Source organism: Vibrio sp. 14G-20 (genome assembly GCF_026241515.1).
Classification (GTDB): domain Bacteria; phylum Pseudomonadota; class Gammaproteobacteria; order Enterobacterales; family Vibrionaceae; genus Vibrio.
This window is the reverse complement of sequence record NZ_JAPHPW010000003.1, coordinates 88,407-115,246: the sequence shown is the minus strand read 5'-3', so window position 1 is coordinate 115,246 and position 26,840 is coordinate 88,407. Positions and strand designations below refer to the sequence as shown.

At 44.4% G+C, this 26,840-nt stretch carries 22 protein-coding genes and 1 tRNA gene; 9 read left to right on the top strand and 14 right to left on the bottom strand.

Annotated features, from left to right (window positions below; all coding sequences use genetic code 11):
• Window positions 1-62: 62 nt before the first annotated feature.
• From OQJ75_RS03670 to folB, 3 genes are read right to left on the bottom strand one after another with little or no spacing between them, the layout of a single operon-like run.
• Window positions 63-866: an undecaprenyl-diphosphate phosphatase gene (locus OQJ75_RS03670; RefSeq protein WP_265971026.1), complete on the bottom strand. Its 804-nt coding sequence runs from the start codon at window positions 864-866 to the stop codon at window positions 63-65.
• A 15-nt stretch (window positions 867-881) separates the two neighbouring features.
• Entirely contained in the window at window positions 882-1,364 is a 483-nt protein-coding gene (folK, locus tag OQJ75_RS03665; protein WP_265971024.1) for a 2-amino-4-hydroxy-6-hydroxymethyldihydropteridine diphosphokinase, read from the bottom strand.
• Window positions 1,361-1,720 carry a dihydroneopterin aldolase gene (gene folB / locus OQJ75_RS03660; RefSeq protein ID WP_004735969.1) on the bottom strand — a complete coding sequence of 120 codons (360 nt, stop codon included), beginning with the start codon at window positions 1,718-1,720 and terminating at the stop codon, window positions 1,361-1,363. Before folB ends, folK begins: the two co-directional genes overlap by 4 nt.
• Window positions 1,721-1,858: 138 nt before the next feature.
• Here folB and plsY point away from each other — a divergent pair, with 138 nt between their 5' ends.
• A complete protein-coding gene (plsY, locus tag OQJ75_RS03655) occupies window positions 1,859-2,455 on the top strand; it encodes a glycerol-3-phosphate 1-O-acyltransferase PlsY (protein ID WP_248373971.1) in 597 nt (198 codons plus the stop codon).
• Window positions 2,456-2,547: 92 nt separating this feature from the next.
• Here plsY and OQJ75_RS03650 read toward each other — a convergent pair whose 3' ends face one another.
• Window positions 2,548-3,363: an alpha/beta fold hydrolase gene (locus OQJ75_RS03650; RefSeq protein ID WP_248395604.1), complete on the bottom strand. Its 816-nt coding sequence runs from the start codon at window positions 3,361-3,363 to the stop codon at window positions 2,548-2,550.
• A 178-nt stretch (window positions 3,364-3,541) separates the two neighbouring features.
• A complete protein-coding gene (tsaD, locus tag OQJ75_RS03645; RefSeq protein ID WP_010434613.1) occupies window positions 3,542-4,558 on the bottom strand; it encodes a tRNA (adenosine(37)-N6)-threonylcarbamoyltransferase complex transferase subunit TsaD in 1,017 nt (338 codons plus the stop codon).
• Window positions 4,559-4,816: 258 nt separating this feature from the next.
• Here tsaD and rpsU point away from each other — a divergent pair, with 258 nt between their 5' ends.
• The 6 genes from rpsU to OQJ75_RS03615 all read left to right on the top strand — a co-directional run bounded on the left by rpsU (window position 4,817) and on the right by OQJ75_RS03615 (window position 11,027).
• Entirely contained in the window at window positions 4,817-5,032 is a 216-nt protein-coding gene (gene rpsU / locus OQJ75_RS03640; RefSeq protein WP_004396009.1) for a 30S ribosomal protein S21, read from the top strand.
• Between the two features lie 25 nt (window positions 5,033-5,057).
• On the top strand, window positions 5,058-5,501 hold the full coding sequence (locus OQJ75_RS03635) for a GatB/YqeY domain-containing protein (RefSeq protein ID WP_265971021.1): 444 nt from the start codon (window positions 5,058-5,060) through the stop codon (window positions 5,499-5,501).
• 119 nt (window positions 5,502-5,620) lie between these two features.
• Window positions 5,621-7,372 (top strand): DNA primase, encoded by a 1,752-nt coding sequence (gene dnaG / locus OQJ75_RS03630; protein ID WP_248395602.1) that lies wholly within the window; start codon window positions 5,621-5,623, stop codon window positions 7,370-7,372.
• A 99-nt stretch (window positions 7,373-7,471) separates the two neighbouring features.
• Window positions 7,472-9,316: an RNA polymerase sigma factor RpoD gene (gene rpoD, locus OQJ75_RS03625; protein ID WP_248388299.1), complete on the top strand. Its 1,845-nt coding sequence runs from the start codon at window positions 7,472-7,474 to the stop codon at window positions 9,314-9,316.
• Between the two features lie 163 nt (window positions 9,317-9,479).
• Window positions 9,480-9,555 (top strand) — tRNA-Ile (locus tag OQJ75_RS03620).
• Between the two features lie 203 nt (window positions 9,556-9,758).
• The gene (locus OQJ75_RS03615) at window positions 9,759-11,027 is read left to right on the top strand and encodes an O-acetylhomoserine aminocarboxypropyltransferase/cysteine synthase family protein (RefSeq protein ID WP_265971020.1); all 1,269 of its coding nucleotides are present in this window, start codon (window positions 9,759-9,761) and stop codon (window positions 11,025-11,027) included.
• A 91-nt stretch (window positions 11,028-11,118) separates the two neighbouring features.
• Here the strand turns inward: OQJ75_RS03615 and glmS are convergent, their stop codons facing one another.
• Complete coding sequence (gene glmS, locus OQJ75_RS03610; protein ID WP_260809938.1) at window positions 11,119-12,951, bottom strand: glutamine--fructose-6-phosphate transaminase (isomerizing); 1,833 nt, start codon at window positions 12,949-12,951, stop codon at window positions 11,119-11,121.
• A 107-nt stretch (window positions 12,952-13,058) separates the two neighbouring features.
• Window positions 13,059-13,829 (bottom strand): DeoR/GlpR family DNA-binding transcription regulator, encoded by a 771-nt coding sequence (locus tag OQJ75_RS03605; protein ID WP_260809937.1) that lies wholly within the window; start codon window positions 13,827-13,829, stop codon window positions 13,059-13,061.
• A 429-nt stretch (window positions 13,830-14,258) separates the two neighbouring features.
• On the opposite strand from OQJ75_RS03605, the gene pykF reads away from it, so the two are divergent.
• Window positions 14,259-15,671, top strand: a complete 1,413-nt coding sequence (gene pykF / locus OQJ75_RS03600; RefSeq protein WP_248373916.1) for a pyruvate kinase PykF — start codon at window positions 14,259-14,261, stop codon at window positions 15,669-15,671.
• Between the two features lie 176 nt (window positions 15,672-15,847).
• Window positions 15,848-16,519, top strand: a complete 672-nt coding sequence (locus OQJ75_RS03595; RefSeq protein WP_265971019.1) for a GntR family transcriptional regulator — start codon at window positions 15,848-15,850, stop codon at window positions 16,517-16,519.
• 584 nt (window positions 16,520-17,103) lie between these two features.
• Here the strand turns inward: OQJ75_RS03595 and OQJ75_RS03590 are convergent.
• The 7 genes from OQJ75_RS03590 to OQJ75_RS03560 form a co-directional block, all read right to left on the bottom strand.
• The gene (locus tag OQJ75_RS03590; protein WP_265971018.1) at window positions 17,104-18,987 is read right to left on the bottom strand and encodes a diguanylate cyclase; all 1,884 of its coding nucleotides are present in this window, start codon (window positions 18,985-18,987) and stop codon (window positions 17,104-17,106) included.
• Window positions 18,988-19,100: 113 nt separating this feature from the next.
• The gene (gene ilvN / locus OQJ75_RS03585; protein ID WP_008219984.1) at window positions 19,101-19,595 is read right to left on the bottom strand and encodes an acetolactate synthase small subunit; all 495 of its coding nucleotides are present in this window, start codon (window positions 19,593-19,595) and stop codon (window positions 19,101-19,103) included.
• 1 nt (window position 19,596) lies between these two features.
• Window positions 19,597-21,354 (bottom strand): acetolactate synthase 3 large subunit, encoded by a 1,758-nt coding sequence (locus OQJ75_RS03580; RefSeq protein ID WP_019826887.1) that lies wholly within the window; start codon window positions 21,352-21,354, stop codon window positions 19,597-19,599.
• Between the two features lie 460 nt (window positions 21,355-21,814).
• Window positions 21,815-23,623: an AMP-dependent synthetase/ligase gene (locus OQJ75_RS03575; RefSeq protein ID WP_265971017.1), complete on the bottom strand. Its 1,809-nt coding sequence runs from the start codon at window positions 23,621-23,623 to the stop codon at window positions 21,815-21,817.
• Between the two features lie 201 nt (window positions 23,624-23,824).
• Entirely contained in the window at window positions 23,825-24,784 is a 960-nt protein-coding gene (gene leuO / locus OQJ75_RS03570; protein WP_019826889.1) for a transcriptional regulator LeuO, read from the bottom strand.
• A gap of 346 nt (window positions 24,785-25,130) precedes the next feature.
• Window positions 25,131-26,186 carry an MJ1255/VC2487 family glycosyltransferase gene (locus tag OQJ75_RS03565; RefSeq protein ID WP_265971016.1) on the bottom strand — a complete coding sequence of 352 codons (1,056 nt, stop codon included), beginning with the start codon at window positions 26,184-26,186 and terminating at the stop codon, window positions 25,131-25,133.
• A gap of 54 nt (window positions 26,187-26,240) precedes the next feature.
• A complete protein-coding gene (locus tag OQJ75_RS03560; RefSeq protein ID WP_265971015.1) occupies window positions 26,241-26,765 on the bottom strand; it encodes a phosphatase PAP2 family protein in 525 nt (174 codons plus the stop codon).
• Between the last annotated feature and the right edge of the window lie 75 nt (window positions 26,766-26,840).

Sequence of the window (26,840 nt, the reverse complement as noted above, 5' to 3'; positions counted from 1 at the left end):
TAAAAAACCCGCGATTAAGCGGGTTTTTCGTTTCAACCTGTAGGGTGCTAAATAAGCACTTTTTATTGCATCATCAAGAAAGCAAACAGACCACAACCTAGAATCAGGCGATAGATAACGAACGGTGTCATGCCCATGCGTGAAATAAGCTTCAAGAAGAAGTGAATACAGATGTAAGCACTGATGAAAGACACTGCAACGCCCGTTAGCAAAGTGCCAACATGGATTTGGTCACCGCTTGTCACCAACTTAAGACCTAAGTAACCACCAGCCAGAGTGATGATTGGGATAGACATCAAGAAAGAGAATCGAGCCGCTGCTTCACGTGTGAAACCAAGATAAAGTGCCGCGGTAATGGTTGCGCCAGAACGAGATGTGCCTGGGATTATCGCCATTGCTTGAGCAAGACCGATAAACAACGCCTTTTTCCAACCTGCTTGGTATTCATCATCGCGTAAGCTTGAGTTCTTATCCACCCACCATAGCAATAGGCCAAAGATAATCGTTGTCGTCGCGATCACCCATGCACTGCGCAAGTAAAGCTCAACAATATCTTTCATCAACAAACCAAAGATACACGCTGGAATCGTTGCGAGAATAATCATCCACGCTAGCTTCGCTTCTTTGCTGCGATCACCCTTAAAGATAGATCCAAAGAATGCGCTCAACAGAGAGACCACTTCTTTACGGAAATAGATAACGACGGCAGCCAAAGTACCTACGTGGACAGCAACATCAAAGGCCAAGCCTTGATCTTCCCAACCTAAAACAGCAGAAGGAAGGATTAGGTGTGCAGAACTGGAAATAGGTAAAAACTCAGTAAAGCCTTGCACCAACGCCAATATAAATGCTTCAAAATAACTCATTACTTACCTTAAAAATTATAGTTTTATATCTACGACAGAGAGCGAGTCTAATTGCTGCATCTTCTGCCATATTTCACTGACGGTTCTTCCGTCTTGCGGGATCACTCTCGCAGGACAAAGATCATAAAGCGGTTGTGTTACAAAAGGATATTTGTAGATATCACTGCGTGGTAATTCTGGATCGCTCTCAGAAACCACCTCTCCAAACAGCACAATATCAAGATCGAGCTTTCGATCTTGAAGCTTATGAGCGTCTTGAGAACGACCCCATTTAAACTCAATTTTACGCAGTTTCTGTGAAAATTCAGTCAATGAGAGTGATGTGTCGAGTTCTATCACAAAGTTATAAAACGGATGGCTATTAAAACCCACGGGCTCACAGTGATAGATTTTAGAGCATTTAAGATTAGTCCCTAACGATTGAAGCTCTGTCCATGCCACCTTTGCATGCTTGTCGCGATCTATGTTCGTGCCAACACCAACATAGGCTACTGTCATGCTTGACCTCGTTCAATGATCACGCCAACGGCTTTTGCTTGTGGCACTGCGCCAGGTTTCGCTAAGCGGATTTTAATCCACGGCACAGAGAATTGAGTCATGATCAATTCAGCGACTTCTTCTGCCACACGTTCAACCAATAGGAATCGGCCATTCGCAATGTGGTCAAGCACGGCAGTACTCACTGTCGAGTAGTCCAAAGCGTCAACTACATCATCACTCTTACCTGCAGGGCGATTGTCATGAGCCATTTCAATATCAAGCACAAGTTTTTGTTTAATCTCTTGTTCCCAATCGTAAACACCGATCGTTGTAATTACTTCTAGCTGTTCAATGAAAACTTTATCCAGTGCCATGACTTGTCCTTTTAGAGGTCGGATACCCATATGGGGGAAAAAAACGTATTATTTGCGTAATTCCGGATATGATATCAATTACTCTTGGATTGAGCATTATTTTCCCATCGTTAGGCTTATAACCGTTTAAGGAAAGACATGACCCCATTGGCACTTATCATGATCATTGCAGCCTATTTACTAGGTTCAATCTCTAGTGCGGTCTTGATATGCCGAGTTTTAAGACTTCCTGATCCAAGAACGGTGGGCTCCAATAACCCTGGTGCTACCAATGTGCTACGCGTTGGCGGTAAAGGCGCAGCAGCTGCCGTCCTCCTGTGTGACATGCTGAAAGGTACTATCCCAGTCTGGTTTGGCTACTACCTCAAGATCGATCCCATCATGCTAGGGGTTGTGGCGATTGCCGCGTGTCTTGGTCATATGTACCCAATATTCTTCCACTTCAAAGGTGGTAAAGGCGTCGCAACCGCACTTGGAGCCATCGCCCCAATTGGATTCGATTTAACAGGCATGATCATGGCGACTTGGTTGGTTGTAGCATTCTTGTTTCGCTACTCTTCGTTAGCGGCACTGGTCACCGTCTTACTTGCGCCTTTCTACGCTTGGTTAGTCAAACCTCAATACACACTGCCAGTAGCCATGCTGTGTTGCTTGATTGTGTTGCGTCACCATCAGAATATTCGCCGCCTTCTCGATGGCAGCGAGCCAAAACTCGGACAAAAAAAATCGGCTTAAACTGTCATGTCTAAGCCGAACCATTTTTAAACCGAGATAAACTCAAACCGACACAAATCTCAGTCGAGCAATACTATTTAGTATTTAAAAACTTACAGCAGATGTTTATCTAAAAACGTCTTCAGCATTGTGTTCACAAACTCTGGTTGCTCAAGCGAGCTAATATGACCAGCGCCTGGAATCACCACTAACTCACTGCCCGTAATGCAGTCGTGCATTAGGTAAGATTCAAGCACTGGGCGTGGCTTATCTTCTTGCCCTACAGCAATCAAAACAGGCAGAGCAAAGTTCTCTACCGATTCAATCATATCGCGACGTCCAAACACCATTCGGCCAATTCGTGCCACTTCTTCAGCGTTCTCGCCCTCAAGAGCTGATAACTGCTGGGTAAAACCTTCCACTAAAGCTGGCGTGTTGGTTTGAGCATCATTGGCGAAGAACAGTGGAACCACCGCTTCAACAATCGGTTGAGGTACCATCTTGGTTTGAGTGATGGTATCTAACATGCTGAAGTATTTGGCGTGGGCAACTTCTGGCTCTAGGCCTACAAAAGTATCCATTAGAACCAAAGACTTAATACGTGCAGGTGCAAGTTCCGCTAACTCAGTACCCCACATACCGCCAACCGATAAGCCGACAACGGAAAACTCTTCGACTTCTAAATGATCAAGCAGAGCCAAAACGTGCTGAGCGTAATCTTTCAAATTACGCATCGAAGCTGGTGCAGCTTGAGATTCACCATGAGACCAAAGCTCTGGAACAATACAGCGATACTGAGTTTTTAATGCTTCGATCTGCGGCTTCCACATTGCACTATCCCAAAGGTAGCTGTGGCCGAGTACAACAACAGGGCCTTGACCTTCATCTAGGTACGCCATCGATTGATTGTCTACTGTGAACTTGTTCATTTTCTTCCCTAATCTCTATCAGCAATTATTTATCGACATACAGTCGGTAAGCTAGGATATAAAAACGGCCGCACAAGGCGACCGTTTATCGAAACACACTGGTTTATTCTGCGTTTAACTTTTGTTGATCGACTGTTTCTTGTTGATCGACGGTTTCTCGTTGAACGATTGCGGCTAGTTAAGCAATTGGCTCTAGCTGGTCAATTGGCCAACGCGGCGTGGCATGAACAGACAAATCAGCCGTTTCACCATTTTTAAGGCGTTGCATACCCGCGTAAGCAATCATCGCACCGTTATCAGTACAGAACTCAGTTCGTGGGTAGTACACCTCACCACCGATTTTCTTCGCCAGCGCTTCAAGCTCAATACGTAGCTGTTTGTTGGCACTTACGCCACCAGCAATCACTATACGTTTCATGCCCGTTTCCGCCAAGGCACGCTTACATTTTATTACCAAGGTCGCACAAACGGCTTCTTGGAACGCGTAAGCGATATCAGCACGTGTCTGATCGTCGTTGTCATTCGCACGAATGGTGTTCGCAGCAAATGTTTTTAGACCAGAAAAGCTCATATCGAGCCCTGGACGATCGGTCATTGGACGCGGGAACTTAAAACGACCTGGAGTGCCTTTTTCTGCTAAACGAGACAACAATGGACCACCTGGGTAATCTAAACCCATCAACTTCGCGGTTTTATCAAAAGCTTCACCGGCCGCATCATCAATCGATTCGCCAAGGATTCGATACTCGCCGATGCCTTTCACTTCTACCATCATGGTATGTCCGCCAGAAACCAGCAGAGCAACAAATGGGAATGGAGGCGGGTTATCTTCTAGCATAGGAGCAAGAAGGTGACCTTCCATGTGGTGAACAGGTACAGCTGGTACACCCCACGCATAAGCGATACTGCGACCAATGGTTGCACCAACCAACAGAGCACCGACTAAACCGGGACCAGCCGTGTAAGCCACACCATCAATGTCTTTTGACGTTAGATTAGCTTCAGCCAATGCCGCTTTAATCAATGGAATGGTCTTTTTTACGTGGTCACGCGAAGCTAGCTCAGGCACCACGCCACCGTAATCGGCGTGCAGCTTTACTTGGCTATATAATTGATGAGAAAGCAGGCCTTGCTCATCATCATAAATCGCGATTCCTGTTTCATCACAAGAGGTTTCAATACCAATAATGCGCATAATTTTCTCGGCACGCTTTCGTCTAAAATGGGAAATTAGCGCAATATTACCCTGCCTAAGCTCTTCAAACAAATATTGTACAGACTATAATCGACAAAGTGCTTTACAAAGCCACTGTGATCGGATTAAAATTCCGCACCATTTTTGATCAAGCTGGTTAATGGCCAAACGCGAATAGAGAGTTAGCTCGATGGGTAACTTCTCTGATTTGGTACTGAGTGGCCAGCGATAATGAATAACCCCTGAGGTGAAAGGCATATGCCAATAGTTAAAGTACGTGAAAACGAACCGTTCGACGTTGCACTACGTCGTTTCAAGCGCTCTTGTGAAAAAGCAGGTATCCTTTCTGAAGTTCGCCGTCGCGAGCATTACGAAAAGCCAACTACAGTTCGCAAACGCGCTAAAGCAGCAGCTCAAAAGCGTCACGCTAAGAAGCTAGCTCGCGAAAACGCACGTCGCGTTCGCCTGTACTAATAACTTAATCCATAAGGACTGAGTTATGGCTCTTATTGAACAACTCAAAGAAGAGCAAAAATTAGCGATGAAAGCCAAGGACAAACCGCGCCTTGGCACTATCCGCTTAGCTCTTTCAGCAATTAAGCAACGTGAAGTTGACGAACGGATCACTCTGAGCGACGACGACATAATTGCTATATTAGTTAAAATGGTTAAGCAACGTCGCGATTCTGTTGCTCAATATGAATCAGCAAATCGTCAAGATCTTGCTGACGTGGAAAAAGCAGAAATTACGGTACTTGAAGGCTTTATGCCTCAACCGCTAACTGATGAAGAAGTTATTGCACTACTTGATAGCGCAATCGCCGAAACTCAACCAGCGGGCATGCAAGACATGGGTAAAGTAATGGCTATCTTGAAACCACAAATTCAAGGGCGTGCAGATATGGGTAAAGTTAGTGGTTTAGTTCGTTCTAAACTCGCTTAATCCCAAATCAAATTGCAACAAGCCGTGCAATCCTTCGGAACGCACGGCTTGTTTGTATCTGTAACCTATTCAAACTATTATTATCCACACTCTCAGTTAGTGCATTTTTCTAAGGTTTTATGGCAGGACACATCCCGCGTAGTTTCATCGATGATCTCCTAGCGCGTCTCGACATTGTCGACATTGTGGACGCACGCGTGAAACTTAAGAAAAAAGGCAAAAACTATGGTGCTTGTTGCCCATTCCACAACGAAAAGACCCCTTCTTTTAGCGTAAGCCAAGAAAAACAGTTTTATCACTGCTTTGGTTGTGGCGTACACGGTAATGCTATCGACTTCATTATGGAGTTCGAACGCCTCGATTTTGTTGAAGCTATTGAAGAGCTTGCCTCTTTCTTAGGCCTCGATGTTCCTAGAGAGCAACGCAGTGGTGAAATATCCACGGCACCAAGAGCCAACAGCGAACAAAAACGTAACCTCTACGATTTGATGGGCGGCATCAGTAATTTTTACCGCTCTCAACTGAAAATATCAGCCAACAAACCTGCGATTGATTACCTAAAGAATCGTGGACTTTCTGGCGAGATTGTCCAGAAGTTTGGTATTGGTTATGTAGCCGATGAGTGGGACTTAGTCCGTAAGAACTTTGGCCAACAAAAAGAAGCCCAAGACATGCTCGTGACTGGCGGCATGTTAATCGAGAACGATAAAGGTAACCGATACGACCGATTCCGTGGACGTGTCATGTTCCCGATTCGCGATCGTCGTGGCCGTGTGATTGGTTTTGGTGGTCGTGTTTTAGAAGACGGCACACCAAAATATCTCAACTCACCAGAAACGCCTATCTTCCATAAAGGTAAAGAGCTTTACGGCCTTTATGAGGTGTTACAAGCCTACCGTGAACCACCGCAAATTCTTGTGGTTGAAGGTTACATGGATGTCGTAGCACTCGCGCAATATGGTGTTGATTACTCAGTGGCATCACTGGGCACCTCGACAACCGGTGACCACGTTCAAATGTTGTTCCGCCAAACCAGCACAGTGGTTTGTTGTTATGACGGTGACCGAGCAGGTAAAGAAGCGGCGTGGCGCGCACTCGAAAATGCGCTTGAGTACCTGAAAACAGGTAACACGCTCAAGTTTCTGTTTTTACCCGATGGCGAAGACCCAGACAGCTATATAAGAGAGAATGGCCAAGAAGCCTTCGAACAACTGGTACAGAATGCGACACCGCTTTCTACTTACTTGTTCGACAATCTTATTGAGATACACAAGTTGAACTTGGGAACAACCGAAGGGAAGTCGGCACTGCGAGCACACGCCAGCGCCTTGATTAATAAAATCCCAGACAGTTATTTCCAAGAACTGCTCGAAAAATTATTGGATGAGCGTACTGGATTTGATAACCAACTGAGACGAGCTCGTGTTCATACTAAGAACCCGACACCTCAGCCGCATAAAGAGCTGAAACGCACTCCAATGCGAGAAGTTATCGCTTTGCTTATCCAAAATCCGAGCTATGCTGATATGGTACCGGATTTATCAAGTGTCAAAGGCTTACAGTTGCCTGGACTAAGTTTATTCGTCGAAGTACTTGATATCTGCCGCGTGAGTCCCCATATCAGCACAGGCCAATTATTAGAACATTGGCGAGAGAACAAACATGAGGCACTTCTGTCTCGTCTCGCGAGCTGGGAAATCCCCCTCGACGAAGACAATCAAGAAGACATATTTTTAGACTCATTGGACAATATACTTGCCCAGTGCGTTGAAAAACAAATTGAAAACCTGCAGGCCAAAGCAAGAAGCGTCGGTTTATCAGCCGAAGAAAAAAGGGAGCTACTAGCTTTAATGCTAGATCTAAAAGCGTAACCCTGTTTGATTAGTCAGCATTTAATAAATTTGTTAACATAATTGGTTTGCATTTGAGAATGCAACGTCCTTCACCAGACCTGAAGTTGGATATCATCTATGGATCAAAATCCGCAGTCACAGCTTAAATTACTTGTTATTAAAGGCAAGGAACAAGGCTATCTGACCTACGCCGAAGTAAACGACCACCTACCTGCAGAAATCGTGGATTCTGAACAGGTAGAAGACATCATTCAAATGATTAACGACATGGGTATCAAGGTAGTTGAAACTGCACCTGATGCTGATGATCTAGCGCTTAATGATGACGATGCCAATATAGATGAAGATGCAGCCGAAGCTGCAGCTGCTGCGCTTTCAAGCGTAGAAAGCGAGATTGGCCGTACTACTGACCCAGTTCGTATGTACATGCGTGAAATGGGTACGGTTGAACTACTGACTCGTGAAGGCGAAATCGACATTGCGAAGCGCATTGAAGATGGTATCAATACTGTTCAACTATCGGTTGCAGAGTACCCTGGCACTATTCCATACATCTTGGAACAGTTTGACCGCGTACAAGCAGAAGAGATTCGCTTAACAGACCTAATCAATGGTTTTGTTGACCCTGACGACGATGGCACTGCTGCGCCAACGGCGACTCACATCGGTTCAGAACTTGCTGAAACTGATCTGGAAGACGAAGACAAAGAAGACGCTGAAGACGACGAGGAAGAGGAAGAAGAAGATACAGGTATCGATCCTGAGTTTGCTCTTGAAAAATTCACAGCGCTTCGTACTAGCTACCAGAACCGTCAGCTAGCGATCAACGAATACGGCCATGAAAGCCCGAAAGCAATGCTTGCAACAACAATGATGCAGGACGTATTCAAAGAGTTCCGTCTGACGCCAAAACAGTTTGATTACCTAGTAAATGAACTTCGCACTTCAATGGATCGCGTACGTACTCAAGAACGCCTAATCATGCGTCAAACCGTTGAGTACGGCAAAATGCCGAAGAAATCGTTCATTGCTCTATTTACTGGCAATGAATCTAGCGAAGCATGGTTGGACGAAGTTCTTGCTTCAGACAAGCCATACGCTGAAAAGATCAAACGCAACGAACACGACATCCGTCGCTCTATCCAAAAGCTGGATATAATCGAACGTGAAACGTCTCTTACAGTTCAAAGCATCAAAGATATCAGCCGTCGTATGTCTATCGGTGAAGCGAAAGCTCGTCGTGCGAAGAAAGAGATGGTTGAAGCAAACTTACGTCTAGTAATCTCGATTGCTAAGAAGTACACAAACCGTGGTCTACAATTCCTGGATCTAATCCAAGAAGGTAACATCGGTCTGATGAAAGCCGTAGATAAGTTTGAATACCGTCGTGGTTACAAATTCTCTACTTACGCTACGTGGTGGATCCGTCAAGCAATCACTCGTTCGATTGCCGACCAAGCTCGTACTATCCGTATTCCGGTTCACATGATCGAAACGATCAACAAACTAAACCGTATCTCTCGTCAAATGCTACAAGAGATGGGTCGTGAACCACTTCCGGAAGAGTTGGCTGAGCGCATGCAAATGCCTGAAGACAAGATCCGTAAAGTACTGAAAATCGCTAAAGAGCCAATCTCAATGGAAACACCAATCGGTGACGACGAAGATTCGCACCTAGGTGATTTCATCGAGGATACCACGCTAGAACTACCTCTAGACTCTGCAACGGCTACAAGCCTACGCGGTGCAACGAAAGACGTTCTTGCTGGCCTAACACCTCGTGAAGCTAAAGTACTGCGTATGCGTTTCGGTATCGACATGAACACTGACCACACTCTTGAAGAAGTTGGTAAGCAGTTCGACGTAACTCGTGAACGTATCCGTCAGATCGAAGCAAAAGCACTGCGTAAACTTCGTCACCCAAGCCGCTCAGAAACTCTGCGTAGCTTCCTAGACGAGTAATCACACACTCAAGTGTGGTTAGCTTTTAAGCATAAATAAGAAAAGGTGAGCGTTGGCTCACCTTTTTTTTATCCGTATGATTTAAGTGGCTAAGATGTAAGCGGAATTGCCCCTTATAGTGTCTAGACACCACTGAATGCTTCCCCTATAATCTATGCCCTACGGCCCCTTAGCTCAGTGGTTAGAGCGCACGACTCATAATCGTTCGGTCCCCAGTTCAAATCTGGGAGGGGCCACCAAATTAGAAAAGCCAGAACAGTTCATGCTGCTCTGGCTTTTTGCTTTTCTAAAACAGTACAGATCATGTTCTGCACTTCCTAACGATAACGAATCGTCCCGCACACAATTCCAATTGCTTCTCTGTGACTAAGCTTACTTTTCTTTTATAGAAAAGTCGGCAATATGAATGTACACAAATCACTCAATTGTTCAGGGAAGACACATGAAAGACGAAACGCTCTCGATTCACTTCGGCTACGAAACCGATCCAACCACCAAATCGGTAGCAACACCTATCTATCAAACCGTCGCGTATGAATTCGATGATGCACAGCACGGTGCCGACCTCTTTAACCTTGCGGTGCCAGGCAATATCTACACTCGCATAATGAACCCGACCAATGACGTGTTAGAAAAGCGCATGGCAGCCTTAGAGGGTGGTATTGCAGGTTTAGTGGTAAGTGCGGGCAGTGCCGCGATTAACTACGCGATTCAAACCTTGGCACAGATCGGTGACAACATCGTCTCGACACCTCAACTTTACGGCGGCACGTACACCCTATTTGCTCACATGCTGCCAAACCAAGGGATTGAAGTTCGCTTTGCTAAAGACGACAAACCAGAAAGCTTAGCGGCGCTGATTGATGAAAAAACCAAGGCGGTTTACTGTGAAAGTATTGGTAACCCAGCGGGTAATATTATCGACTTAGAGCGTGTCGCAGAACTTGCTCACGCAAAAGGTGTACCTGTGATTGTTGATAACACCGTAGCAACTCCGGTGCTGTGTAAGCCTATCGACTTTGGCGCAGATATCGTGGTGCACTCACTCACCAAATACGTGGGTGGTCACGGAACAACGCTGGGTGGCGTGATTGTCGACTCTGGCAAATTCCCATGGGCAGAGCACAAAGATCGCTTCCCAGTATTTAATCAGCCAGAACCTTCTTACCACGGTGTGGTTTATACCGAGGCTTTTGGCGAAGCCGCGTTTATTGGTCGTGCTCGAACGGTTCCACTGCGTAATACGGGTGCAGCGTTGTCACCAATGAATGCCTTCATGCTAATGCAAGGTCTAGAAACTTTATCGCTACGCATGGAGCGACACACAGAGAATGCCTTGAAAGTAGCGGAATACCTCAAGCAACACGAGAAAGTAAGTTGGGTAAGCTACGCTGGTTTACCAACGTCTGAGTTCTATCCCCTGGCTGAGAAATACATGCAAGGTAAGCCGTCTGCCATTTTATCCTTTGGCTTGAAAGATGGTTATGAAGCCGGTGTTCGTTTCTATGATGCGCTACAAATCTTCAAGCGCCTGGTGAATATCGGCGATGCGAAATCTCTTGCTTGTCACCCTGCCTCTACAACACACCGTCAATTGAGCGAAGCGGAACAAAAACAAGCCGGTGTATCACCAGAGATGATTCGCCTCTCGGTAGGTATTGAACACATTGACGATATCTTTGCTGACCTAGAGCAAGCCCTTAATACTTAATAGCTAGATGTAACGTTGCTCGTTAGCTAACAGACATAAAAAAGCCCATCACAAGATGGGCTTCTTATTATCTATTTAGGTAAGCTGCCGATTACTCAACCGTTACCGCTTTCGCAAGGTTACGAGGTTGGTCAACGTCGGTACCTTTGATTAGCGCGACATGGTAAGACAGCAGCTGCATCGGTACTGTGTAGTAGATAGGCGCTGTTACTTCACTTACGTGAGGCATCTTGATGATCTTCATGTTCTCATCACTTTCAAAGCCAGCGTCTTGGTCAGCGAATACGTAAAGTAGACCGCCACGAGCACGTACTTCTTCAACGTTCGATTTCAGCTTCTCTAGCAAGTCGTTGCTTGGTGCAATAACGACTACAGGCATATCTGCATCGATAAGAGCCAAAGGACCGTGCTTAAGCTCACCAGCAGCGTATGCTTCTGCGTGAATGTAAGAGATCTCTTTCAACTTAAGAGACGCTTCCATCGCGATTGGGTAGAACTCACCACGACCCAAGAACAGTGTGTGATGCTTATCAGCAAAATCAGGTGCTAGCGCTTCGATCTCTTTATCAAACGCTAATGCTTTCTCGATATCAGCAGGCAGTTGGTGAAGTGCTTGAACGATTTCCGCTTCTTTCTCTTCATTGATACGACCTTGCAGGCGACCAATTGAAGTTACCATCATCAGCATCGCTGCTAGTTGAGTTGTGAAGGCTTTAGTCGAAGCAACACCGATCTCCGTTCCTGCGCGAGTCATGAAGGCAAAATCAGATTCACGAACTAGCGAAGAACCTGCAACGTTACAGATGGTCATTGCTGACATGTAACCCTTCTCTTTTGCAAGACGAAGTGCAGCAAGCGTATCAGCCGTTTCGCCAGATTGAGATAAAGTTACCAATAGGCTGTTCGGGCGCACAACGAAGTCACGGTAACGGAACTCAGAAGCGATCTCTACATCACAGCTTACACCAGCTAGAGATTCAAACCAGTAACGCGCTGCCATACCTGAGTTGTAAGATGTACCACATGCGATGATCTGCACATGTTCAACTTTGCTTAGGATCTCTTCCGCTTTAACACCAATCGCGTTAGTGATGACCGAAGTCTCAGAGATACGGCCTTCCATTGTGTTGATTAGCGCTGTTGGTTGCTCAAAGATCTCTTTCTGCATGAAGTGACGGTATTGACCTTTGTCACCAGCGTCGTGTTCAGCGTTTGATTCAACGATTTCACGCTCAACACGCTCACCCGCAACGTCAAATACCGTAACATCACGACGAGTTACCTCAGCAACATCACCTTCTTCTAGGTACATGAAGCGACGAGTTACGCTCAGTAGCGCCAGTTGGTCAGAAGCAAGGAAGTTCTCACCGACACCAAAACCGATAACAATCGGGCTACCAGAACGAGCTACAACAATACGGCTAGGATCTTTGCGATCAACCGCTACCGTACCGTATGCACCGTCTAATTGTTTTGCTGTTTTCTGTAGCGCTTCAACCAAAGAAGCTGAGGTGCGAAGTTCCCACTCAACTAAGTGAGCAATAACTTCTGTATCTGTTTGTGAAGTAAATACGTAACCACGCTCTTGAAGAAGAGCACGCAATGCTTCGTGGTTTTCGATGATACCATTGTGTACAACCGCAATATCACCAGACATGTGTGGGTGTGCGTTCGCTTCAGATGGCTCACCGTGTGTCGCCCAACGTGTATGAGCGATACCTGTACCGCCAATCACTTGTTGTTCTTCTACTGCGTCTGCTAGCTCTTGTACTTTACCAAGGCGGCGTACACGAGTTAGATTAGATTCAGTATCAACCACAGCAACACCGGCTGAATCATAACCTCGGTATTCTAAACGGCGAAGGCCTTCTACTAAGATTTCAGCTACATCACGTTGTGCTACTGCACCAACAATTCCACACATAGTTTCACTCCATCAATTTTGTTTTATTCCTATTGGCAGCAAGCAAAGGCCATATCTTTATTAAGATCAATTATAGGAAGGTAAATGCATAATATTTAAATTTGTTTTTACGCTGGATCAGTCAGGATCACGCGTACATCATGTGATTCGATACTTGCTTTGGATTCTTCGCCTAAGTCTGTATCGGTAATTAAGATGTCAATGTGTTCCCATGCCAGCTCTAAGTTCGGGATCTTTCGTCCCACTTTTTCCGACTCAACCATCACAATCACTTCTCGTGACACTTCAGCCATAACTTTACTCAGGCCAACCAACTCATTGAATGTGGTTGTGCCTCTGTCGAGGTCGATACCATCAGCCCCGATAAACAGTTGGTCAAAATCGTAAGCACGCAGTACTGACTCTGCAACTTTGCCTTGGAAAGAATCCGAATGTGTATCCCAAGTACCACCCGTCATTAATAATGTCGGTTCACTTTCAAGCTCATTAAGCGCATTAGCCACATGCAATGAGTTGGTCATAACAACCAAACCACGCTTAGTATTAAGTTGCTGGATTAGGGCACCAGTCGTGCTACCACTATCAATCACAATACGATTATGGTCACGAATCAAATCTGCAGCGGCTTTTGCTAGTGAAATCTTTCGAGTCGAAACTTGTTGACCCAGTTCTTCGCTCACAACCTCTTTCGGTAATGAAATCGCACCACCATAACGGCGCAAAAGCTGACCGTTTTTCTCCAAAGACGCCAAGTCCTTTCTAATAGTGACTTCTGAGGTTTCAAACTTAGCGGATAATTCATCAACACTAACCTCCCCCTTTTCATTCACTAGGTTAGAAATTGCATGTCTTCTGAGCTGAGTGTTTCGTTTCGACATTTAAAAAAGGCCAGTAAGTTTCGATATGAAACATATTATAGTTACAACGAAACTATTTAGTCCATTTATTTTGATCCAAAAAATTAATAAATAGCGATGAAACCTTGTCCTAAGACAATTGTTAAGCAGTGATATTGAAGTCATTAGGTGGTAGAATCCGCACCCGAAAAGAAAAAAAATTACAGAACTGACCGTTATTTTTCTGCAACCTTCACCTGATATGTTGGTATAAGTCACAGAAATACAGCGTTGAATCAAAATCTTTTAGTCATAAAATGACTAAAATTGATGAAAGACTTACAACTCTGAAGGACATATTGGAAGTCCCGCGCTTTTACACAACAGGCACAAAATGTTGATGTAGCGGACCAATCTTCAGAACTTAAATAAATTTCAAATTGTAACAATACTTACCGGAGAGTACCTTCCATGAAAAAGACCAAAATCGTATGTACGATTGGCCCTAAAACTGAATCTGTAGAGAAGCTAACTGAACTAGTAGATGCTGGCATGAACGTTATGCGTCTTAACTTCTCTCACGGTGATTTCGCAGAACACGGCACTCGTATCGCGAACTTCCGTAAAGTAATGGAAAACAAAGGTGAGCAACTTGCTATCCTTCTAGATACTAAAGGTCCTGAAATCCGTACTATCAAACTTGAAGATGGTAACGACGTAGATCTAGTAGCTGGTCAAGAGTTCACGTTCACAACTGACGCAACAGTTGTTGGTAACAAAGACGTAGTAGCAGTAACTTACCTAGGCTTCGCTAAAGACCTATCAGCAGGTAACACTATTCTTGTTGATGACGGCCTAATCGAAATGGAAGTTATCGCAACAACAGAAACTGAAGTTAAGTGTAAAGTTCTTAACAACGGTGCTCTAGGTGAAAACAAAGGTGTTAACCTTCCTGGCGTTTCTGTTCAACTTCCAGCTCTTTCTGAGAAAGACAAAGCTGACCTTAAGTTTGGTTGTGAGCAAGGCGTTGATTTCGTAGCTGCTTCTTTCATCCGTAAAGAAGACGACGTTAAAGAAATCCGTGAGCTTCTAAACGCTAACGGTGGCGAAAACATCCACATCATTTCTAAGATTGAAAACCAAGAAGGTGTAGATAACTTCGATTCAATCCTTGAAGCTTCTGATGGCATCATGGTTGCTCGTGGTGACCTAGGTGTTGAAATCCCAGCAGAAGAAGTAATCTTCGCTCAAAAAATGATGATCGAGAAGTGTAACCGTGCACGTAAGATGGTTATCACTGCAACTCAAATGCTTGACTCTATGATCAGCAACCCACGTCCAACTCGTGCTGAAGCGGGTGACGTTGCGAACGCAATCATGGATGGTACTGATGCAGTAATGCTTTCTGGCGAAACTGCTAAAGGTAAGTACCCAGTTGAAGCTGTAACTATCATGGCTCAAATCGCGAACCGCACTGATTCAGCTCTTAAAGCTGAGCTAGGTTCTCGTCTAGACAGCCCACGTCTACGCATCACAGAAGCAGTATGTAAAGGCGCTGTAGACACAGCAGAGAAGCTAGCTGCTCCTCTAATCGTTGTTGCAACTGAAGGCGGTAAGTCTGCACGTTCAGTACGTAAGTACTTCCCAACTGCAAACATCCTTGCTCTAACAACTAACGAAAAGACAGCTGCACAGCTAGTTCTTACTAAAGGTGTTAAGCCAGTTCTTGTTGACTCTATCGAGAACACAGACGCGTTCTACATCAACGGTAAAGAAATCGCTCTACAATCTGGCCTAGGTAACAAAGGCGACATCGTAGTTATGGTTTCTGGTGCTCTAGTAGCTTCTGGTACTACAAACACGGCATCTGTTCACGTTCTATAAGAATGAACCGATTCGCATAAAATATAAAAGAGGGCTTCGGCCCTCTTTTTTTTATGAAACTAAATCTTGCCTAACTTTTCAGTACGCTGTATTATCAATCACAATAGAACTACGTACTGTTAACTTCCAATTGGCTCTTTCTAAGAGACGGATTAGCAGACTAGAAATCAATATACATGAGGTTTGTAATGTCTAGTCCTACGCTCACTGACAAAGTATCAAAGATGATTCGCCAAGATATTCTTAATGGTGAGTTAACCCCAGGTCAAAAGCTCGTTGTTGCTGATCTAAAAGCACGCTACAACGTAGGCGCATCTCCAATTCGCGAAGCCTTGGTACAGTTATCTTGGAGCAAATACGTAAAGCTAGAGCCACAAAAAGGCTGCTGGGTATCTCCTGTATCAAAGAAAGAACTGAATGACCTATACGAAAGCCTTCGAGTTGTATCATCTGTTCTGCTTAAAAAAGCGATTTCAGCGGGTGATGAGAGTTGGGAACTGGATGTACTAACGTCTTACCACAAACTGTCGCGAGTGCAGTACATATCTGAAGAGTTTGATTGTGTTGAATGGGAAGAGCGCCACCAGCAATTCCATGTAGCATTACTTGAAGGTGCAGATTCAGAGAACATGTTTAAGTTCTTTGATGACCTAATTAACCAAGTGAAACGTTACCGCTTCCTCGCTATGTCTGCAGAAAGCGCATCTGATGATCTGTTCAATATTGATGAACACGAAATGATCATGAAACTAGTACTCTCTAAGAATGTAGAACAAGCAACAGAACTGCTTGATCAACACTTACTAGGTTCAATGAAACGAATTGAAGAAGTTATCGAAGCGGCATGATGCCAAGATAGATTCTAACCAAATAAAAACGGAGCCCAACGGCTCCGTTTTTTTGTCTCCAGTACCACGACTGAACTACCACCCAAAAAACTCTTTGTGGTGAGTATTGAGCAGCACAACCATAGGTAAAAAATACAATGCACTAAGCTGAAAGCCAAGAATGGCTAATGTGCCTATGGTTAACCTCACTAAAAAATCGACAAACATACCACGCCTCTTTTAACCAGACCGTATGATCCCCAAACTCTTGCTCCAGCTAACCTAATTCTACTGCTGCCTTTCAAGTTATTGATAAGGCTAGCTAACCAGCTGAATTAAGTTAACGGTGTCATCCTTTTACATCTGGTAAACACTCTATTTATTACATCGTTTAACACGATGTAATCTGAAGCAAAGTAGTTTACTTACTGTTCATTTTAGCTCAAATTTTCACCAGCTTTAGACTTTAGTCTAACTGTATAGATTTTGTGACATAGGTCGCTCAAAAGTGAGATTCCTAATAAAAAGAAGGGAAGGGAAAATCAATCGGAAAGCAGTTTAAAGAGATGAAGCAGACAGAAGAAAGAAGCTAAATAGACAAAACGCTAAGCAACATCAGCATGGCTAGGACACATGGAGACCGTATTGCGACCAGAGGATTTCGATTCATAAAGCCCGACATCGGCACATTTGTATGAGCGAGTGCTGTTACTGGTTAAATCTGTAAAGCCAACACTCACCGTTACCTTAGTTCCGGCTGCTAGCTCAATCTCAATTCGCAAGCGATCCAATACGCGCTTTGCTTCTGGCAATGAGGTGTGTGGCATCAAGAGTGCAAACTCTTCTCCTCCGACACGAGCAACAAAGTCGGTACTACGAAGGCTATCTTGTAGTAGCTTAGCCACACCAGCAATCACACGGTCACCTTCGTCGTGGCCAAGCTCGTCATTGATTCGCTTGAAGTTATCGATGTCGACTAAGGCTAAGCAAGTGGTTGATTCGTTCGGGTAACGCTCAACTAAGCGAGAGTAGTAAGCCAACTGCTCTTCGAACTTTCGTCGGTTCCAAAGGTTACTCAAAGAGTCACGTTCACTTAAAATCCTCAAACGCACCTCAAGCTCCTTCCTTACGGAAATATCAACCAGCGAAGTGATGTAGTAACTGACTTTGCCCGAGTTGTTTTTGACCGCATGCACTCGCATGATCGCAGTAAAAGGAATACGCAGTTTGTTCTTACACTGAACCTCTCCTTCCCATACTTCTTCTTGCTCTAAATGACTCCAGATAGCCGAACTTGAGAGCACTTGGTCAGTATTCTCAAGCAACAGTTGCAATGCATTCTGACCGATAACTTGTTTTTTACAGTACCCAGTCATGTTCTCAAATTCGTTGTTGATCATCATTGTGCGGTGCTGCTTGTCAGAGATCATCACTGCCGACATGCCATTCAATGCGGCGCGCGCCAATTTACTCTCCAGACTTCGGCGTCGGTAGTGCGTCACAAGGTAAGCAAACGGAAAGGCGAATATCAGCACCGTTAGCAACACAAACACTTCTTCTTGAGAGAGGTCACTTAAGCTCGGTTCTGCCCGAGCCATCAATTGTTTCTGATTAAGTTGAATCAGCAAATGAACCTTTTGACTGTTCGCGAGCATAACCGTGTTAAACGCAAACAAATTGCCATCTTCAAAAACGTAACCCACTTGATCATTGGAGATCGCATCCCACGTCTTAGGCGCGATATTTTGCAGGTTATAGCCTTTTCTTTCTGGAATAGAGTCTCCGAACAACTTGCCGCTGTTGTTACTCGCGATGAAGTAACCCGCTTCATTAAGAACTTCTGCTCTAAGATCGTTATCAGGTGAAAAGCTAAGACGTGACGATAAACCCCATACATCGAGATTAATGACAAGGTAACCCACTCTTTTGTCAGGAGTTTCTACAGGGGTAAAGACACGGATTACAGGCATATAAGGAAAGGTGACTTCACCATGTTCCGCTTCAAGTTCAATGCCCCAACCGCCAATCTGTTCAGCTTCTAGTTTTTGAGCGTATTGGAAGTAGTTAGAATCTGATCTATCTTGCAGTTGTTGAGGTAACGTCACCCTACCGGTATCAGAGGAATAGTTAACCCGCACCAGTTCTTTGCCTGTGATATCTAACAGATGAATTTGTGTATACCACTTCTGGTTTACAAGAACAGATTGCCAGACCTCTTCAAGTAGATGTTTGGTTTGGTCAGAGGGAGAAGAAGCAAAGTTAACCAAGCTCTGGCTATGACTGAGTAGCTCCATTACCGAGACTAACTGAGTCTTGAGAAGATCATAATCCCGCTTGGCATATACTAACTGATGTACGGCTTGTTTAGCCGAGTAGTCAAAGCTCTGCTGTTTTACTTCTTTGTAACGCTGCAAATAATACAGACATACTGCAGAAGACAATATGATAGAGATAATCAGCAATGTAATTATTGATCTTTTATTTCGCATTGCTAACTCAGATGAATGAAAGTGCAGCGCAGGATTATAGCACTCTAGAAAATTAACAAAATAAAAGCCGCTTAAAAAAGCGGCTTTAAAGTTATTTTTTAAAGACTTACCGTCTAGGCTTTCAACGCTCGTTCACCTCGTGCGATGCCAACAACACCACTTCGAGCTACTTCAAGTACTTCCGTCACTTCAGACAACGCCTGAATGAAGGCATCCAGTTTCTCGCTAGTTCCCGCCATTTGAACCGTATATTGAGAAGCCGTTACATCAACAATCTGACCACGGAAGATATCTGCTGTGCGCTTCACTTCTGCACGAGCAAAGCCGCTAGCACGTACTTTTACCATCAACAGCTCACGTTCAATGTGCTCAAGTTCAGACACTTCTTGTACTTTAAGCACGTCGATTAGCTTATGCAGCTGTTTCTGAATCTGCTCAAGCTGCATTTCGCTCGAGTTAGTCGTTACGTTCAAACGAGACAGCGTCGGATCGTCGGTTGGAGATACGTTCAAAGACTCGATGTTGTAGCCACGCTGAGAAAACAAGCCAACCACACGAGAAAGCGCACCCGGTTGGTTTTCCATTAGTAGTGAAATAATGTGTCTCATATTATGTTCTCTCCGTTTTGCTTAGCCACATGTTATCCATACCCTCGCCTTTGATCTGCATTGGGTATACGTGCTCGGTGTCATCCACACTAATGTCGACAAATACCAAACGGTCTTTCATCGCTAGTGCTTTTTCCAAACCTGATTCCAATTCATCCGGAGATGAAATACGCATACCAACGTGGCCATAAGCCTCTGCGATAGCAGCAAAATCAGGAACAGAGTCCATATATGAGTTAGAGTAACGACCTTGATAAACAATGTCTTGCCACTGTTTTACCATGCCTAGGAAACGGTTGTTAAGGTTAATAATCTTAACCGGGATATTGTATTGCAGCGCAGTCGACAGCTCTTGGATATTCATTTGAATACTGCCGTCACCAGTTACTACAACCACCTCTTCATCTGGCTTAGCAAACTTAACGCCCATACCAGCAGGCAGACCAAAGCCCATTGTGCCTAAACCACCAGAGTTAATCCAACGACGTGGCTTGTTAAACGGGTAGTACAATGCTGCAAACATTTGGTGTTGACCGACATCCGAAGCAACGTAAGCATCACCATTAGTTACTTTATGAAGTGTTTCAATAACTTGTTGTGGTTTGATGCGCTCAGACGACTTCTCATAAGCGAGGCAGTCACGCTCTTGCCACTGCTTGATTTCACTCCACCAGCTTTCAATCGCTTCTGCATCGTTAGTGCCGCCTTGCTCAACGAGCAAGTTCACCATGCTCTCTAGAACTTTTTCAGCAGAACCTACAATCGGTAGATCCACTTTTACGTTCTTAGAGATCGAAGATGGGTCGATATCAATGTGCATGATCTTCGCATCAGGGCAGTACTTATCTAGGTTATTGGTCGTTCGATCATCGAAACGTACACCAATACCAAAGATCAAATCCGCATTGTGCATCGCCATATTGGCTTCATACAAACCATGCATGCCCAACATACCCAAAGAGTTCTTATGAGTGCCAGGGAAAGCGCCAAGCCCCATTAGGGTGCTTACCACAGGTAAATTCAGTGCCTCTGCTAATTTTAACAGCGGCTTATCTGCCTCAGAAATAACCGCACCACCACCGACATAAAGTACCGGCTTCTTCGCTTCAAGAAGGGCTTTTAGCGCCTTTTTGATCTGACCTTTATGACCCGTAACCGTTGGGTTATACGAACGCATTTTGATCGTTTCTGGGTATTCATAAGGAAGCTTGATTTGTGGGTTTAAGATGTCTTTCGGCAGATCAATAACCACAGGACCGGGACGTCCTGTCGTTGAAATATAGAATGCTTTTTTAACGACTTCTGGGATATCTTCTGCTTTCTTAACTAAGAAGCTGTGTTTAACGATCGGGCGTGATACACCAACGATGTCACACTCTTGGAAGGCGTCATTACCAATAAGGTTATTTGGTACGTTACCAGAAATAACAATCATTGGGATTGAGTCCATGTAAGCTGTTGCAATACCAGTAACGGTATTGGTCGCACCTGGACCAGAACACACAAGTACTACACCCGGTTTGCCGGTAGAACGAGTATAGCCATCTGCCATGTGGGTAGCGGCTTGTTCGTGTCGTACTAATACGTGTTTAATTTCAGCAGTTTTAGCATGCAGCGCATCGTAGATATCAAGTACAGAACCACCTGGATAACCAAAGATTTGTTCTACACCCTCTTCAATTAGAGACTGCACCACCATCTCAGCGCCGGATAACATTTCAGCGCCGGATGACATGGCTGTTTCAGGTTTTGTTGTCATATTGCTCTCCTCACCAGTTTCCAATCATATTTGGTGAACATGTTGGGCTGGTTTTTCATAGTCTAGGGCTTATTCGTAGCCTAATTCGAAATACTTCCACTTTTTCGGCTATGGCTGTCTGTCGTGATAACAACAAACAGTAATACGAAACAACTTTAACGCTTTATTATCATCTGGTCTAACACCTGTTATCCGACAATCGTGGTAAAAAACCAACTATTAGCTCAAAGCATTAAATAAAACCCAAACCACCCCTCAAATTTAGCCTTTAACACTAGGTAACAAACAAAAAAAAGCACTTAATATTTAAATGAATCGCTATTTATCTATAAATAACAGCTTAATCAGTGTGCGCTTTCGCACATTGTGCTGGATCGCTAGATACAAAAAATCCCCCTAAAAATGCAATCACATTCGTAGGGGGATTTTTAAGCAACTGAAAATTTATCTAAGCAGAAAACTACTTATCTTTAGGCTTTTCATTGTACATTTCTTCGATTTCGTCTTGATACTTATCGTTGATAACTTTACGACGCAATTTCTGAGTTGGTGTCAGTTCACCATCATCCATCGAAAATGCTTTTGGTAACAGTTTGAATTTCTTCACTTGCTCAAACTTAGCCAGTTCTTGCTGTAGGCTATTCACACGCTTTTCTAGCATCTCGACGATTTGGTGATGCTTAACAAGCTCAACACGATCGTGATACTTAATATTAAGCTCTTTGGCATACTCTTCAAGCGAGTCATAACAAGGAACAATCAGAGCAGAAACGAATTTGCGCGTATCAGCGATAACGGCAATCTGTTCGATAAAGTGATCTTTACCAATCGCGCCTTCAACCACTTGCGGTGCAATGTACTTACCGCCAGAAGTCTTCATCAATTCTTTAATACGATCAGTAATGAACAGGTTACCATTTTCATCAAAATGTCCCGCATCACCAGTCTTTAGGAAACCGTGCTCGTCAAATGTCTTAGCGGTCTCTTCGGGCATCTTGTAGTAGCCACGCATCACCATTGGGCCTCGAACAAGAATCTCGTTCTTAGCACCAATTTTCACTTCTGCGCCCGGCATCGACATACCAATCGAATCAGGGTTGAAGCAGCGGTCATCCCAACAAGATACTGTTGCTGTGGTTTCTGTCATGCCGTAGCCAAGTTTTACGTTGATGCCGATAGCATGGAAGAAACGACCAATGGTTTCATCAAGCTTCGCACCACCACATGGCATGAAGTTGATGTTACCGCCTAGCAGAGCTCGCAGTTTAGATAGCACAAGCTTATCGGCTAGCGCATGGCTCTTCTTCAGGATCAACGATGGAGTACGACCTTCTTGGTGACAAACTGAAAGCTTTGCTCCCATGTTCACCGCCCACGTAAATAGCACCTTACGAATAAATGGCGCTTTCGATACCTTCTCGTGAATCGCAGAGAAGATCTTCTCATAGAAGCGTGGAACCGCACACATTACGGTAGGTTTCACATCGCTTAACGCATCACGCACTTGCATCGTGTCTTGCAGGTAGCAGTTGGTTGCGCCTTTATAGAGAACGTAGAACGTCCAAGCACGCTCAAATACGTGTGATAACGGTAGGAAGCACAATGAGACATCGTCTTTGGTTAGGCTAAGACGCTCATCATGGCCTTCTAACTGGTAGCCAATATTGGTGTAATCAAGCATTACACCTTTTGGTTGTCCCGTGGTACCAGAGGTATAGATAAGAGTCAGTAAGTCGTCCATGCTTGCATCAGCAAGGCGCACGTCAAGCTCAGCTTGTTGTGCTTCAACGCCACGTGCCATGAAGTCATTCCAAGATACGGCAAAGCTGTGTCCTTGCAGGTCGATGTCATCAGACATAGCCACAACAACTTCTAGCTGCTCGCACTCTTCAAACAGGCTAACCGCCGCATCGAATTGAACTTGCTCACCAACGAATAAGATCTTCACATCTGCATTTTGGATGATGTAAGAAGACTGTGCTGCTGTGTTCGTTGGATAAATCGGCACAGTCACAAGGCGAGCTTGTAAAGATGCAAAATCTGCCACAGTCCATTGAGGCATATTGTTCGAATAGATACCGATCTTATCTTGAACTCTCAGTCCTTGAGCCAACAGTGCTAATGAAAGCGTATCGATTTGTTGTCCAAACTGTTCCCAGCTAATGCCTTGCCATACATTGTCTACTTTGTGCTTCAAAGCTGTACGGTTGCCACCTTGGGCAATTTGGTCACGAAGTCTTTTTACGATATGAAAATCTAAATTGGCCATCTCTTTACCTTTGGCTTACACCTGTAAGCTTTTTTGAGCGCACAAGTGTACCTCTGATCATGGAAAAGGCAACTGATGAAGCTCAAAGTTATCAGTAATAGTACGTCTCACGCTAAGTTTTCTACCCATTAAAATAGCGCGCATAAAAAAGCCCCAAGCCAGTCTCCTAGCTTAGGGCTTATAAATCATAGGAATTAGTGTCTAGTTAAGTGCCACTACTTCGCCACAGATCATCATTAACTGATCTCGTAACCAAATGTGTCCTTTGTCCTTTTCACTTGATTCATGCCAGCTTAGGAAGCCAGAAATCGCCGCATTATCGAATGGGAAATCTAGAATCTGAAGTTGCTCTTTGTTTGCTGCATGTTCAACCATCCAACGAGGAGCAATTGTTACTAGTTCAGATTGTCCTACAACGTAAAGAACGTTGCTTAAACTCGTACCTTCGTAGAAAGGCGTGCAATCTAGGTCACGGTAAGCTTGCTCAGAGAAGCTACGTTGACCATGGATGCGAGACAGTTTTGCGTGCTTTTCGTTAAGCAGCTCTGCCGCAGAAACTTCACCGTTGATGCGTGGGTGAGAAGCAGAAGCAACCACAACTAATTCGTCTTGGAAGATTTCAGTGCTTGAGAAGCCTTGCTCATCAAAACGAGCGTAATCAATAACGAAGTCGATTTCTTGGTAGCGCATACGCTCAGAAAGTTGACGATCGAATTCAGCATCCATGTGCAGTTTCACGCTAGGTGCTTGGTCGTTGATTGTCGACATAATCTTAGGAGCAAAACGCATGTCACAAGGGCTGCAAATCGCAAGTTTGAACAGGCGAGAAGACGACTCTGGAGAGAACACAGAACTTGGTAGTTCGTTGCGTACTAATTGTAGCGCTTGGCGGATTGGACCAAACAACTGACGAGCACGTTGAGTCGGTTGAATGCCACGACCTTGACGCATGAATAGTTCGTCGTTAAACATCACTTTTAGACGAGCAACAGCGTTACTTACAGCAGGCTGAGACATACCCAGATTATGAGCTGCACGTGTAATGTTTTGCTCTTGCATAACTGCATCAAATACAGTCAAAAGATTTAAGTCGACTCCACGAAGTGTGCTTTCCATTCTGTAGCTTGCAATAGCACTCATTGCGTCTTTTTTATCTAACATTCAAGTTGCCTCTTGTCGGTTCGACAGCGTTAAATTGGTAATGGTATGAGAATAGATAACCACTAATTCTTATATTTATCAGACCGATGTTTTTCGGATTGACATTACTATTAACCAATACATCTCGAGCTACCAACAAGATTGATAAAGAATAATTTTATTTTATCTTAATGATTAAATAACATCTAAAAATCAGTAATTTATAGAGTTATAAAAAAATATAAAAAGCTTAACTTATGAGTTTGATTTCGACTTATTTAGCTGTTCTATCTTTTGGTTACAATTGTTACAATTTATTGAACCGATGAATTAGTTGACCAGCCGATTCAGAAATAACACTTATGAGTTAGGTGAGCGATGCATAACTTGGAAAGTCTACCTTGTCCCAAAGTTGCTTTCTTAAGTCATCTTGATTAGACCAATTCCCCGCTAATACCCACTCAACGAGTGCACTTGCTACGTCTGGATAGGTGACCACTTCAGCCTGTTTTTCACTGAGCCAAGCACGCAAGATAGCCGCATCTAAAAAGGTCATGGTTTGAGCTAACCCAAGAGCCTCTAGCGTCGCCACATTGCTCTGTTGTTCGAACTGCCCTTCGAGTGGTTTGAGAAGCAATTTCTTCCCCAAAGTTAGGGCTTCAGATGGCAATTCAAAGCCACCATTCGCTACCACACCAGAGCACTGATTGAGGTCGAATTGGAAGCCAGCATGACTGAGTGGTTTGAACTCAATATTTTCGACTCGGCTGTGCTCAATAACATCCGGGTGGTAACAGACAAAGTTGTGAGAAATGAACTTCATCAGCAGCTCTGAGATCGACTCAAGATCCTCAAATGGCAAATAGACCAACGTAAAGTCTTGTGCTGTTTTGGTTTGTTGCTCACCAACCAGCGTGTGAACGATAGGCGGCAAAATCGGCTGTTCAAAGTGATACCAGTGCAAGCCAATTGAGTGCTCGGTTGGGGCGAAATGTTGAATCACTGAATGTTCTATCCAGTTGCCCCCTTCTTTGGGTACATCATAACGAAACGCATTCTGATGGCTTATCCCAATGCATGGCACACCTTGTCTCTTAGCCGCCCATGCAGTGACAGGCTCAAAATCATTAATCACTAAGTCATAAGGCATAAGATCGATCTGGTTAATCTCACGGAGAAATCGCCAGATGTTGTTCTTCATGAATGTTTTGCCGTATTTAACCTGCCCCTGCTCGCTGTAAAAAGTTAAGCCGCTGCGGGTCTGATAGTTGCCAAACGCTTCCATCGAGAAGTACTTGCTCTCGTCTCGCCCTGAGAACAGAAAGTCGACATCAATATTTTGCTGACGAAAAGCGACGGCCATTGCTCTCGCTCGAGCGATGTGCCCATTTCCTGTGCCTTGTACGCCATATAAAATTTTCATGCATGTTCCTTTAAATTTTCCACTTAAGCTCGGCAGTGGTTGCCAACAAAATAATTACGGGATGAAGCTGATAGCAAGGCTAGTACAAGCGATGCCCAAGGCTGCGCCAATCAGTACGTCCGTTAAAAAGTGCACACCGAGCAGGATTCGAGAGCCTGCAATCGCAGTTGCCCAAATCAGGCTAAAGAGGTACAAGCTCGGATAGAAATGTCCGATTAGAGTCGCCATAACAAAAGCCGCAGCGGAATGCCCAGAAGGCAGGCTGTATTTATCGGATGGCACAATATGAGAGTGAAGTAGTGAAGAGAATTCAGCGGGTCTGCGGCGCTTTAGGGTGTTTTTGGCTAACCAATAAATCGGTAGCTCAATGGCAAAAGCCGTTAATCCGACCAAGAGAAAATCTCGGCCAGCATTGCTATCCACCAACAGCGCGACCAGAGCAATCAAAATGTAAAGGTGTCCATCTCCAGTATGAGATATCGCTTTACTCAGCGTTGCATGTTGTCCGCTATAACGACTCTTCAAACAGAAAACAGAAAATGCCACATCCCAGCGGACAATAGGTTCGATAGTACGCATACGATCTCCTTAACAATCCTTATTCAGTTGAGGCTCAAGTTATGCCTCACAAATGACAGTTAAGTGACGTTTTGA